The following is a 13335-nucleotide window of genomic DNA, read 5'->3' on the forward strand; positions in this document are numbered from 1 at the left end:
ATGCTCGATATCAAGGAAATAAGGTTCTTTATCCTCAGGAACGGTTACCTGCTCATCATTGCGGCATGGCTGTTCACATTCGCATTCCTGTTCAACAACTACTGGAGCTATTATTCCTCCCCCCACGGCGTGCAGCGCAGCCTCGAAAGCGATATCAGCAGCCGGCAGCAAGCTTTCGGGGAGCTGGCGGCGGATACGGCCCTGGTAAACAGTCTTTTCAAAGGGAATTTCAACCAGGAGACCCTGGATGATATCTATAGCGAGAACTTCTTCGTTTTTGCCTACGATTCGCTGGAATATGGCCCCAGGCTGAAGTTCTGGAGCACCAGCACCGTGCAGCCGCCTGTAGCGGAAGGATTTTTTCCCGGCCTCACTTTCCGGAAACTGGCCAACGGCCATTATGTGATCCTCTGCCACCGTACCGCGCCGGGCAAATACCTGGTCGGCCTTATTCCCGTGATGCAGGAGTTTGCCATCACGAACGATTACCTCGGCAGATCGTTCTACGGCCGCCCCGCCATAGGCCCCGAATACACTATTCAGAACCGGCCGCCCGGCCTGCCCGTGCTGGATATAAACAGGACCATCCTGTTCTACCTCCACTACGACCCTTCCAAATCAGAAACATCGCCCAGCCTCGCCAGCGTTCTGCTGCTCACCATGGGCTGCATCTGCGTGTTCATATTCATCAACCTGTTCGCCACGCTGCTGGCCAAAAAGCTGACGCCAGGCTGGGGCTTCCTCTTCCTGCTCGTGGTGGTGTTCGGGTTCCGGGTGCTCACCTATCTGTATCCTTTCCCGATAGACCTGAGCGCGCTGAACCTTTTCCAACCCACCATCTACGCGAAAGATGACGTATTCCGCAGCCTGGGCGACCTCTCGCTCAACGTGCTGCTCACTTTCTGGCTGATCCTTTTCTTCCGCCAGCACGTGCGCACCATTCACCCGCCCGTGCTGCGCAAACGCTGGCAGGGCTGGCTGATCATCGGCGCGGCGGGGCTCGTCATGTTCATCGCCGGGCAGTTCCTGCTTGACCTGATCCGCAGCCTCGTGATAGACTCCAGGATATCCTACGACGTCACCAATTTCTTCAGCCTCAACGAATACAGCGTGATAGGCAGCATGAGCCTGGGTTTCATCGCCATCACCTTCCTGTTCTTTTCGCAGATCGTAAACTACCTGCTGAACCAGCTGACCGATTTCCAGTACCGCACCAAATACATTTCCCTTTTTATCGTAGGGCTCATCTGGCTGGCTTTCCGCTTCAACCTGCCCGACTTCGGGGCCTCGGTGGTGCTCATGTTCTGGCTGCTGGGCTACGTGATTATACTGGACCTGCTGGAGCTGCGTTTCTCCAGCAGCTCCGCCACGCTTCCCTTTATTATGTGGATGCTGATGATGACCGTCACCACTTCGGCCGTGCTCATTTATTACAACAACCAGAAAGAGCTGACCACGCGCCAGAGCGTTGCGGAAAACCTGTCCAAACAGCGCGACCCGTACATCGAGACCCTGCTGAACGACGTAGGGGAGCGGCTTACGCAAGACGCTTTCGTGCGCCAATATTTCATGGGCCCCAACCGCGAATACAAAAAGAACCTGGAAGGAATGCTGCGCGAAAAATATTTTTCCCGTTACCTCAGCCGCTTCAACGTATCGTTCTATACCTACGATGCCGAAGGGCAGCCGCTCTACAACGGCGACCCCGTGCCGTTCGTGGCGCTGCAAAGCCGCATCATGGGCAATACGCTCTCGCATGTGCTGGGCAACGACCTGTATTACGACGAACGCAGCTTCCGCGACTACAGCTATATCGGAAAAAAAGAATTCACCGGCTACGACGGCCTGCCTGTGGGCTACCTGTTCTACGAAGTGCGCTCCGAAGCGGAGATCGCGCAGCCGGACCGCCTGTACCCCGAACTACTGATAGACGCGGGCCGCGACGATCTAGGGCAGGAGATCACCGACCAGTATTCCTATGCCGTATACGACAAAGGCGTGCTGGTGAACAATCACGGGAATTTCCCGTTCAAAACACGGCTGGGCACGCCCGAAACTCCCGGGGCGGACATCCTGTTTGATGAACAGGGGAACAATTCGCTGCTGTATTACAGGGCGTCCAAAGACAAGATGGTAGTGGTGGTGCGGAAGATGGCCAACTTCCTGGAGTTCATTACCCTGTTCGCTTACATGTTCTGCCTCTTCCTGCTGATCATCGGCGTATACAGCCTGCTGGACCTGCTCATCAAAGCAAGGCTCCGCCTGTCTAACCTCAGAACGCTGGTGAAGCTCACCATCCGCACCAAGGTGCAGACCACTATCATCGGCGCGGTGGTATTCGCTTTCCTCGCGCTGGGCCTGGCCACCATCCTCTTCTTCTACGGCCGCTACCGCGCCGAGAACGCGGAGAAGCTGAGCAGGACCGTGCACAGCATCGGGCAGGATATTGAAGAAGAATTCTACACCCTCCGCCAGTTCGATGAAATGGACATGTTGTATGATTCCATCTTCGCCTCGCAGCTCTCCGCCAAAATTGCGGAGATCGCTTCCGAGCATAATGTGGACGTCAATATTTACGATACCGACGGGCAGCTGCAGCTGTCCGCACAGCCGTTGATGCTGGAAAAAGGTTTGCTTTCCGAAGCGATGAACCCCGTGGCTTATTTCCAGCTGAGCAGGCTCAGCAAGATCCAGTACATACAGGAAGAGCGGATAGGGGAGATGAAGTACATCAGCAGCTATGTGCCGCTGCGCAGCCAGGGGCGGGTGTTTGCATACCTCAATGTGCCTTATTTCGCGACGCAGACGGAGCTGAACCAGCAGATATCCACCTTCCTGGTTGCGCTCATCAATATCAACGCATTCATTTTCCTGATCGCCGGCCTGCTGGTGCTGCTGATCTCCAACACCATCACAAAATCCTTCTCGCTCATTACCGATAAACTGCGCAGCGTGAACCTCGGCCAGCATAACGAGCAGATACAATGGGCCAACGACGACGAGATCGGCCTGCTGGTGACGGAATACAACAAGATGGTGCAGAAGCTGGAAGTGAGCGCCGAAATGCTGGCCAAAAGCGAAAGAGAAGGGGCCTGGCGCGAAATGGCCCGGCAGGTGGCGCACGAGATCAAGAACCCGCTCACGCCCATGAAGCTGAGCATCCAATACCTGCAACGCGCCATCGCCAACGATTCGCCGGATGTAAAGGCGCTTTCCCGCAACGTGGCCAACACGCTGGTGGAGCAGATCGAACATTTGTCGAACATCGCGTCAGACTTTGCGGCCTTTGCGCATATCACGAAGGTGAACAACGAGGTGTTCTCGCTCGGAGAGGTGCTGCAATCCGTAACAGGACTGTATATGAGCAACCCCGAATGCCATATCTATTACGAGCGGCAGCAGAAGCCTTACCTCGTGGATGCGGATAAAACGCAGATCAACCGCGTGTTCACCAACCTGCTGCAGAACGCCATACAGGCCATACCTGAAGGGCAGGAGGGGCATGTGGCCATCAGCGTGCAGGACGATGGGGATCACGTGATCGTGGAGGTGACGGACAATGGCACGGGCATTCCCGACGACGTGCAGCCGAAAATATTCGTGCCCAACTTCACCACGAAATCTTCCGGGACCGGCCTGGGCCTGGCGATGTGCAAGAATATCGTGGAGCAGGCGGGCGGGGAGATCTGGTTCAAGACCACGCCGGGCGTGGGCACTACTTTCTTCGTAAGGTTGCCGCTGGTGCCGTAAACGATGGGTAAAGACATAAAAAAACGGCCGTCCTGGTGATATACCGGAACGGCCGTTAATATTTTTACGCTGTACGGGATCAGCTTTCGTTGGTTACCACGAAGCTTTCCCTGATCTTTTCCAGCAGTTTGCTTTCTATCATTTGTTTGGCGAGGTTGATCATGTTGGAGAAGGCCCTGGCGCCGGAAATACCGTGCCCGATGATCACCGGTTCAGCCACGCCCAGCACGGGGGTGCCGCCGTATTGCTCGAAATCGAACCGGTCGAAGTACTCGTCCTTGATATTGCGGCGAACGGCCACGTCGTGGAAGGATTCGGCCATTTTCAGCACCACGTTGCCCGTGAAGCCCTCGCAAACGATCACATCCACCGTTTCCTTGAACACATCGCGGCCTTCCACGTTGCCGATGAAGTTGAGCTGGGTATTCTCTTTCAGCAGGGGATAGGTGGCCTGCGCGAGCAGGTTGCCCTTGCCTTCTTCCTCGCCGATGTTCAGCAGGCCCACTTTCGGGGAAGCGGTGCCCATGATGTACTGGGAGTAGAGGGAACCGAGAACGGCGAACTGCACCAGGTTTTCCGGCTTACAGTCCGCATTGATGCCCACATCCAGCAATAAACCAAGCGAACCGTTCTCGCGGGGGAGAATGGTGGAAATGGTGGGGCGCAGGATGCCTTCAATAAGTTTGATGGAATAGATCGCACCCACCATCATGGCGCCAGTATTGCCGGCGCTGATGAAAGCATCGATCTTTTTGCTCTGAAGAAGATGAAAGCCGATGGAGATGGAAGATTGCGGCTTTTCCTTGAGTGCTTTGGTAGGGTGTTCATTCATCCCGATAACCTGGGATGAATGAACAACTGTATATCTTGATTGGTCCAACTGTGCGCCTTCAAGCAGCGGCGTTAAGGCTTGCTCATCACCGATCAGCACGAGGTGCGCATCTGTTGCTACGCTGTCTAAAAATAACTGTACTCCTTTTACTGCTTCTGCGGGGGCATAGTCGCCGCCCATCATATCAAGCCCGATTCTCATGAACTGTAGTTTGTCTGTTAGCTCGGGTGTAAAATTAGTAAAAATTATTATTTAGCAGCAGCTTGTTTTTCCAAAACAACTTTTCCTTTGTAGAACAGTTTGTTCTCTACCCAATGAGCACGGTGTCTCAGGTGCACTTCGCCGGTAGCGCTGTCTGTGCTTAAAGTGTCAGCAACTGCCTTGTAATGCGTTCTTCTCTTAGCTGATCTTTGTTGCGAGTGTCTGCGTTTAGGATTCGGCATCTTATTTAATTTTTAATTGTCTACGTATTTGTTTAATTGTCTCTGAACTTCTCCAATCCTTTCCAGATCGGATTCGTATCGTCGTCGCCCGGTTTGTTCATCTTAGCCAGCATCTCCAGCACCTTCGGATCGCAGCCGCTGGTTCCGTCCGGCTTGTCCGGGTGGATGCGCTGCATCGGGATGCTCAGGTTGATGAATTCGTAAACGAAATCCGCCACGTTAAGGTGGCTTTCGGCCCGGCTGATATAAGTAACATCCGGATCCTCATCGGTATTCATCTCCCCGAGATTATCCACCAGCTTGATCACCTGGTTGAAATCATCCCATAATTGCATCTCGAACGGCTGGCCGCAGCGGTCGCAGGTTACCGTAACGGTACCCCCAACCTCGAATTTCAACAGGAAAAACCCCGTTTTCTTGTCAAATTGTAACTTTACAGTCGCGTTACAATTCGAGAAATCCTGCTGACCGTAGTTCTCAAAGAAACTGTCAGTGATCTGGTATTGGAATGTATGCACTCCGGGCGTCAGACCTACAAAAGCTATGTCGAATTCGCGGAGGTGCTTCATATCTAAAACCTCACTTTTAGAGGGATGCAAAGGTAATCAAATATTCTCAAAAGCAAAAATTTCCTACTTTTGCTGATTGTCAACCAAGTATTATATATGAAAATATATAAAAATGTCAGATATTTAAGGATAGATACTTCCGTCAAAATTAATAACTTCACACAGTACTCGGATAATTTTGTTTTTAATGCCTTATGGAATCCTATAAAGCCCCCTATTCCCCAGATGATATGGCACCTAAAGGTAGAATAGGCAGGACAAAAAAACGCTCTTTGAAGACCACTCCCTCCACCCCAGAAGGGCTGCCGGACATTTTTGCCCTCCCCATTTCAGTTTACCTCCAGAATACCAATGCAGGCGTGCTTGTTTCCGATGAAAAACACCGTTTCATCTGGGGCAACGACGTGTTCATGGGTTACAACACCTTCCCCTACAAAGGCAATATCATCAACCTGGCATTTCAGCCCTTCGTGGACCATATCGGGCCGCTGACCACCGACCCTGCTGGTTTTGAATTGAAAATGAAAGAGTTACGGAAGAAGAGAAAACCTTTTTTCGGCTGGGAACTCACCTTCTGCACCGGTCATATCCGCGAGGTCAGCTATATACCCGTGTTCGACGGCCGCCGGTTTGCCGGCAGCATCTGGCAGATCGTGGACGTTACCCGCCACCGCCAGTGGCAGGAAGAGCTGAAGCGCACGGACGAAAAATACCGCGTCATCCTCGACAATCTCAACGCCGCCCTCTGTGAAACAGACCTGGAAGGCAATATCACCAAGGTATACGAAAGTTTCTGCCGCATGTCCGGCTACACGGAAGAAGAACTGCTGGGCCGCAACATTACCGACGTATTTGTGCCCGAAGAGAACCGGGAATACGCCCGCAACCTGCGCCGCTACCGCGTGGAAAAGAAGCTGGCCCTGCTCTACGATATGGAGATCGTGCTGAAAGATGGCACCCGCAAATGGGTGCTGGCCAGCTCCGGCAATATTTACGACAGCGAAGGCAATCCCGTGGGCGGGGTGGGCATTCATATGGACATCACCCCCCAGAAGATACTGCAAAAGGAGCTCGAGCTGGCCAAACAGGCCGCTGAAGAAGCCCAACGCGCCCAAAAGGAATTCCTGGCCAATATGAGCCACGAAATACGCACGCCGCTCAACGCCATTATCGGCATGGCCCACCTGCTGGATGAAACCACCCTCAACGAAGAACAAAAGGAATATATCAAAATATTAAAGCATTCGTCGGGCATCCTGCACGGCCTGATCACGGACATCCTGGACATTTCCAAGATAGAGGCCGGCAAACAGGAAGTGCACCCCCGGGAATTTGACCTGCGCGACCTGGTGCAGAGCATGAAGCACACCTTCCAGCTTAAACTGGCCCAGCGGCCCGTGCAGGTGACCGTGGAGCTGGACAAGAAGATCGATACCCTGCTGATCGGGGACGATATGATTTTGAACCAGATATTGATGAATTTGTTAGGAAATGCGGAGAAATTCACGAAAGAAGGTGAAATTGCGATAAAAGTGCATTTGGAGGACGTCCAGGGCAATGCGCTCTGGATCCGGTTCAAGGTCTGCGATACGGGCATCGGCATCCATAAAGACAAGCTGGAGCTGATCTTCCAGAACTATAAGCAGGCGGAAAAAGACATCCGCGAGCGTTACGGCGGCACGGGCCTGGGCCTGGCCATCGCCAAGCAGCTGGTGGAATTGCAGGGCGGGAACATCGCGGTGGAAGAGGGGCCGGAATACAGCACCTGCTTCAGCTTCACCCTCCCGTTCATAGATACCCGGAAGCCGCTGGCCCCGGGCGCTGAATCGGATATCGAGAACAAATACTCAAGGATCGATTTCGGGCAGGCGAAAGTGCTGGTGGTGGAAGACAACCCGATGAACCTCAAGTATGTGATCAGCCTGCTGGAAAAGTATAAGATACATTACCAGCTGGCCACCAACGGCCCCGACGCGCTGTATTTCCTCGAATCCAGGCAGTACGACCTGGTGCTGATGGACATCCGCATTCCCGGCATGGATGGATTTGAGCTGGCAAAAAAGATCCGGGAAGATGAAAGCCGCCCCAACGTGGCTACCCCCGTGATCGCGACCACGGCGGCGGCCATGCCCAGCACGGTTTCGCTGGCCCGCACGATCGGTATTACGGATATTCTCACGAAGCCCTATACGCCCGATCAGTTGTTGCAGGTGTTGAACAAGTACCTCAATGAAGATGAAACAGAAATTATTATGGAAGTGCAAAATATAAGCGGTTACGAATTCCATCCGGCGCTGGACGTCAGATACCTGAACACCCTCTATGAAAGCAACATCGGTTATGCGATCGACCTGTTCGAGATATTCGTGATGACGATCAAGGAGGAAATGGGGAAACTGGAAAAAGTGGCGCAGGAAAAAGACTGGGACAAGCTCAAATTCCAGGTACACAAGATCAAACCTAACTTTTCAATGGTGGGCCTCACCTGGATCACAGGCAAAATGGAAGCCCTGGAAGGGATTCTGCGTAAAGCGGAAGACAAAAAGGGCGAAGAAAAAGCCGAAGTATTGAGCGTGATCCCCGGTATGCTGGACGAGATCGCTACAGAAGTGACCAACCTTTATCCCACTATCGAGTCTGAATTACAAAAAATGCACGAGTTCGTGAAGAATCATCAAAATTCCTAATTGTATTGCTGTAACACATCCTTCACGTCATTAAAGTAATTCCCGCCGAAAAGATTGAGGTGTACCAGTAACGGGTACAGCTGGCACAAGCCCAGCCGCTGCTGCCATCCTGATTCCAGGGGGCGGATGGCCTGGTATGTGTAATAGAACCGCGTGTCGAACCCGCCGAACAGGCGCGTCATAGCCAGGTCCATTTCACGGTGCCCGTAATATACAGCAGGGTCGAAAATAACGGCTTTGCCGTTGTTGCCTACCAGGAAGTTGCCGCTCCACAGGTCGCCATGCAGCAATGCCGGCGGCTCTTCGGGAAACAGCTGGGGCAGGCGCCTGCAAAGGCTTTCCAGCTGCTGCATCACCGGCCGGTCTATCCTGTAATTGTCGAATGCCATTTTCGCCAGCGGCATCAGGCGGTTGAATGCGTAGAACACCGCCCAGCTGGTATACGGCGTATTGTATTGTTTGATGGAACCGATATAGTTGGCGTCGTTCAGCCCGAAATAAGGCCTCGTATGCTCGTGCAGGCGCACCATGGATGCCGCGAAGTTTTCCCAGAAGTCAGGCGCCGCGCTGCCCTTTTCAAGATATTCCAGCAGGAGGAAGGCCCTGTTGCCAGCCGTACCGTAACAAAAGGGTTTTGGAACGGAAATGACACCCGCGGCCCTGAGCTCTTCCAGCCCGCTCAGCTCCCTCTCGAACATGGTGGGGTATTTCCGCGCATCGTTCATCTTCAGGAACCAGCGGCCCTCTGATGTGTCCAGCAGGAAAGTTTCGTTGATGTCCCCGCCGTGTATCCGCTCTGCGTGATTTATCTGTATTTTCACCGATAATTGACGGGACAGGGCAGTGTTCAGCTCCCGTTTAGTCATTTCATCTATCATAGTCCTTCAACTTAAAATGGAAACAAGGGTTCAGCTAAAAAGGCAGGTCATCTCAATCGCGGTCAGTATTACAGGTATACTTTTGCTGACCTGGGTCATAGCAGCGGACGGGTGGCTTGCAAGGCTCTACTTTCATAGGTGGTACGAATTTATCAGTACGTTGTTAAGAAATCTGATTGGAAGGGTGCCTTTCAGTATCGGCGATGTAATATACTGCGTCTGGGTCGTAATCGGTATAATTTTTTTGTTAAGATGCTTGTGGGTGCTCATTCACGGCCGATGGAAGGAACTTTTGCAAATGACCCTGAAAGCCGTTGCCGCCCTGCTCAGCCTCTACTTCTTTTTCCTGCTGTTATGGGGCGGGCATTATCGCCGCACTACCATGGTGGCGGACCTTGGTTTTAAAACGAAGAACTATACCACGGCGGACCTTTACCTGCTTACGGACACGCTCGTAAAACTGGTGAACCGCGACCGCGCGCAGATGGAAAAACAGCCGCTCGGTAAGCAACAAATGTTCAGCATGGCAGCCCATGCTTATAACGACCTGGCTAAATCCGCTCCCACACTGGAATACAGGCATACTTCCGTAAAATCGTCATTGTTCGGCGAATACCTCAACTACCTGGGCGTAACCGGCTACCTGAATCCCTTTACCAACGAAGCGCAGGTGAATACCACGGTGCCGGCATTCCAGCAGCCTTTTGTGACCTGCCATGAAATTGCCCACCAGCTGGGCTTTGCGCCTGAAGAAGATGCGAATTTTGTGGGGTACCTCGCCGCCAGCAGGATGACGGACAGCCGTTTCCGTTATGCCGCCAATTTTGACATGCTGCTCTACAGCATCCGCCGCCTGGGCCGCCGGAACGGTTACCTGGCAAGGGTCTTGTGGGACAAGACGGACCCTGGTGTAAAGGAAGACGTCCGGAAGCTGATCCGGTTCTATGAAAAATATGAAGGGCCGGTGGATAATTATTCGGCGGTGCTGTACGATCAATACCTCAAGGCTAACCGCCAGAAGCATGGCATCCGCAGCTACAGCGAAGTGATCGGCTGGCTCATGGCTTATTACGGGATCTGATCCGCATCAGGCCCGCCTCTTCCGCGGCATCAGTTCATCATCAGCACATTCACGCTGCGTTGCAGGATATTGAAAGCGATCTCCGCCATCAGATTCTCCCTGTCCAGCGTAGGGTTCACTTCCGTGATCTCGAAGCAGCAGATCTTACGGTGCTGCATGAACTTCGAAATAAGGTCTTCCGCTTCCCTTTCCTTCAGGCCATTGCTCACCGGGGTGCCGGTGCCGCGGGAGATAGACGCATCGAGGCTGTCCACATCAAAAGAAACATAGATGTACTCGCAATCGCTGAGGTAACGGAATACGGATCGGGCAATGGCTTCGGGCCCCTTGCGGCGCACTTCGTTGGTGGTGAACACCTTCATGCCGTATTTTTTGATCAGGTGCTCTTCTTCCTTCTCATAATCCCGCAGGGAAATAAATACGATGTCTTCCGGCAGCACCTTCGGCGATATTTTCCCCAGGTTTTTCAGGTTGTTCCACATACGCAGGGTGTTGTCGTCCAGGTCGTGCACCTTATGGTCCTCATTGTCTTCCGCAATGGAAATGGCCAGCGGCATGCCGTGCATATTACCTGACGGCGTGGTGAAAGGCGTATGCAGGTCCGCATGCGCATCGATCCAGATCACGCCCAGCTTGGCTTTGGGCCTGGCCATCTTTAGCCCGGCAATGGTGGCGCCGGCAGTGCTGTGGTCGCCGGATAACACTACCGGGAACCAGTTTTGCTTAATGGTATCGCAAACGGATTTGCTCACGCGTTCGTACAAGGCGTAAGTGCCTTTGATGCGTTTGGCGTAAGGGGATTCTATCGGTTCAAAAAGCAGCTTGTTCTCCGTTTCCACCGCTTCGGTGGGGAAGTGCACAAAGAAATTGCTCATAAAATCGAGCGCGGCAATCTTGATGGCGTCCACCCCCAGGCTGGCGCCACGGGTGCCTGCGCCGATCTCGGACTTAACCTCAATGATCTTGATGTTTTTCATACATTGTTTTGGTGTGTAACCGCTGATGCTGGAACAAAGGTAATCGTATTAAGATAAATTCCAACATCTAACCGGGTTTATCCCAGTATGCTGCGGCTGATCACGATCCGCTGTACCTCGGACGTGCCTTCGTATATCTGGGTGATCTTCGCATCGCGCATGAGGCGCTCCACGTGGTATTCTTTTACGTAACCATATCCGCCGTGCACCTGCACCGCTTCGGTGGTCACCCACATGGCGGTTTCGGAGGCGAATACCTTGGCCATGGAGCCGCTGAGGGTATAGTCCAGCTGGTTATCCTTTTCCCATGCGGCGCGCAGGCATAGCAGGCGGGCGGCTTCAATGCGGGTGGCCATATCGGCCAGCTTGAACTGGATGGCCTGGTGCTGGGCGATCTCTTTCCCGAAGGCCTTGCGTGTTTTGGAATATTTCAGCGCCAGCTCGTAAGCCCCGCTGGCAATGCCCAGGGCCTGAGATGCGATCCCGATGCGGCCGCCGCCCAATGTTTTCATGGCAAATTTGAAACCGAAACCGTCTTCCCCGATGCGGTTCTCCTTCGGCACCTTCACATCCTGGAACATGACGCTGTGCGTATCGCTGCCGCGGATGCCCAGTTTATTCTCTTTCACGCCGATAGTGATGCCAGGCGTGTTCTTTTCCACGATGAGCGCGTTGATGCCTTTGCTGCCTTTTTCAGTGTGCGTTTGCACCATCACGAGGTATATGCTGGCGGAATTACCGTTCGTGATCCAGTTCTTTGTGCCGTTCACGAGATAGTGATCCCCTTTGTCTTCCCCGATGGTACGCTGTGAAGTAGCGTCAGACCCCGCTTCCGGCTCGCTGAGCAGGAATGCGCCGAGCACTTCGCCTTTGGCCAGCGGCGTCAGGTACTTTTGTTTTTGTTCTTCGGTACCGTATGTTTCAAGCCCCCAGCAAACAAGGGAATTGTTCACGCTCATCACCACGGAAGCGGATGCATCTATTTTTGATATCTCTTCCATGGCCAGTACATACGAAACGGTGTCCAGCCCGGCCCCGCCGTATTTGGGGTCCACCATCATGCCCAGGAAGCCCAGTTCGCCCAGTTTTTTGATCTGTTCCGCAGGAAATTTCTGCTGCTCGTCCCGTTCAATTACGCCCGGCAATAACTCGCTCACTGCAAAGTCCCTTGCCGCTTTTTGGATCATCAGGTGTTCTTCTGTTAACTGAAATTCCATGTAAAATTTATTTTAGGATAAGATTGTTGGTGTTTACAAACCTATTTTAAAATGAGGATGTAAAAAAATCACCCCCAGAGAATTTAACGGTAACAAGCATTTCCCCGGTATTGTTGAATATTTTGCATAGATCGGGGGCGATTTGTTGGGCTTTTTCCAAAGGCTGCGCCGTAAATGCTTAAAGTCTATTATTTTTGTAGGAATATGGCAGTGAATATTAATAACTACCGGCAGGTGTTGCAACAACTTGAACCATACCATGCCAGGCTGGTAGCAGTATCAAAAACCAAACCCGTGGAAGACATCCGGGAACTTTACGCCGCAGGCCAGCGCATATTCGGCGAGAATTACGTGCAGGAAATGGTGGAAAAGGCCGGGCTCCTCCCCGAAGACGTACAATGGCATTTCATCGGCCACCTCCAGACCAACAAAGTAAAATACATCGCGCCTTTTGTGAGCATGATCCACGGAGTGGACAGCCTGAAGCTGCTCGCCGAGATCAGCAAACAGTCGCTGAAGCACAACCGGGTAACAGACTGCCTGCTGCAGGTGCATATTGCCATGGAAGAGACGAAGTTCGGCCTCAGCGAAACCGAGCTGTTCCAGTTGCTGGACCAGGCCGGGGAACTTGCGGGCGTACGCATCACCGGGCTCATGGGCATGGCCAGCAATACGGACGATGAAACGCAGATACGCCGGGAGTTTGCGGGCCTCAAAGCCCTCCGCGACAGGATAAGGGAAAAGTATTTCCCCGGTACAGATACCTTCAGGGAATTATCCACCGGCATGAGCGGTGATTATAAACTCGCGCTTGAAGAAGGCAGTACGCTCGTTCGCATCGGCAGCCTGCTTTTCGGCGCAAGAAACTATGCATAAACAGACAGTATGAAACGGAGCATGT

General features: G+C 52.9%; 10 protein-coding genes. 4 read left to right on the top strand and 6 right to left on the bottom strand.

Going from position 1 to position 13335, the window contains the following annotated elements:
- Positions 1-3750: an ATP-binding protein gene (locus ACTJIK_RS13605; protein ID WP_440646918.1), complete on the top strand. Its 3750-nt coding sequence runs from the start codon at positions 1-3 to the stop codon at positions 3748-3750.
- A 79-nt stretch (positions 3751-3829) separates the two neighbouring features.
- Here the strand turns inward: ACTJIK_RS13605 and plsX are convergent, their stop codons facing one another.
- The 3 genes from plsX to ACTJIK_RS13620 are packed head-to-tail and all read right to left on the bottom strand — an operon-like array spanning position 3830 to position 5594.
- Positions 3830-4783, bottom strand: a complete 954-nt coding sequence (plsX, locus tag ACTJIK_RS13610) for a phosphate acyltransferase PlsX (protein WP_440646920.1) — start codon at positions 4781-4783, stop codon at positions 3830-3832.
- 47 nt (positions 4784-4830) lie between these two features.
- Positions 4831-5025, bottom strand: coding sequence for a 50S ribosomal protein L32 (gene rpmF / locus ACTJIK_RS13615; RefSeq protein WP_120516147.1), 195 nt, complete (start codon positions 5023-5025; stop codon positions 4831-4833).
- 32 nt (positions 5026-5057) lie between these two features.
- Positions 5058-5594, bottom strand: coding sequence for a YceD family protein (locus ACTJIK_RS13620; RefSeq protein WP_440646923.1), 537 nt, complete (start codon positions 5592-5594; stop codon positions 5058-5060).
- A gap of 272 nt (positions 5595-5866) precedes the next feature.
- On the opposite strand from ACTJIK_RS13620, the gene ACTJIK_RS13625 reads away from it, so the two are divergent.
- Positions 5867-8281, top strand: coding sequence for a PAS domain S-box protein (locus tag ACTJIK_RS13625; protein WP_440646925.1), 2415 nt, complete (start codon positions 5867-5869; stop codon positions 8279-8281).
- Here the strand turns inward: ACTJIK_RS13625 and ACTJIK_RS13630 are convergent.
- Entirely contained in the window at positions 8278-9159 is an 882-nt protein-coding gene (locus ACTJIK_RS13630) for a fructosamine kinase family protein (RefSeq protein WP_440646927.1), read from the bottom strand. The genes ACTJIK_RS13625 and ACTJIK_RS13630 overlap by 4 nt on opposite strands.
- Before the next feature lie 16 nt (positions 9160-9175).
- Here ACTJIK_RS13630 and ACTJIK_RS13635 point away from each other — a divergent pair, with 16 nt between their 5' ends.
- Positions 9176-10240 carry a DUF3810 domain-containing protein gene (locus ACTJIK_RS13635; RefSeq protein ID WP_440646929.1) on the top strand — a complete coding sequence of 355 codons (1065 nt, stop codon included), beginning with the start codon at positions 9176-9178 and terminating at the stop codon, positions 10238-10240.
- Positions 10241-10269: 29 nt separating this feature from the next.
- Here the strand turns inward: ACTJIK_RS13635 and ACTJIK_RS13640 are convergent, their stop codons facing one another.
- A complete protein-coding gene (locus ACTJIK_RS13640; protein ID WP_440646931.1) occupies positions 10270-11217 on the bottom strand; it encodes an arginase in 948 nt (315 codons plus the stop codon).
- Positions 11218-11294: 77 nt separating this feature from the next.
- Complete coding sequence (locus ACTJIK_RS13645; RefSeq protein WP_440646933.1) at positions 11295-12434, bottom strand: acyl-CoA dehydrogenase; 1140 nt, start codon at positions 12432-12434, stop codon at positions 11295-11297.
- Positions 12435-12638: 204 nt separating this feature from the next.
- On the opposite strand from ACTJIK_RS13645, the gene ACTJIK_RS13650 reads away from it, so the two are divergent.
- A complete protein-coding gene (locus tag ACTJIK_RS13650; RefSeq protein WP_440646935.1) occupies positions 12639-13310 on the top strand; it encodes a YggS family pyridoxal phosphate-dependent enzyme in 672 nt (223 codons plus the stop codon).
- Positions 13311-13335 lie beyond the last annotated feature (25 nt).

The sequence above is a fragment of the Chitinophaga sp. 22620 genome (genome assembly GCF_052044405.1).
Taxonomy (GTDB): Bacteria; Bacteroidota; Bacteroidia; order Chitinophagales; family Chitinophagaceae; genus Chitinophaga.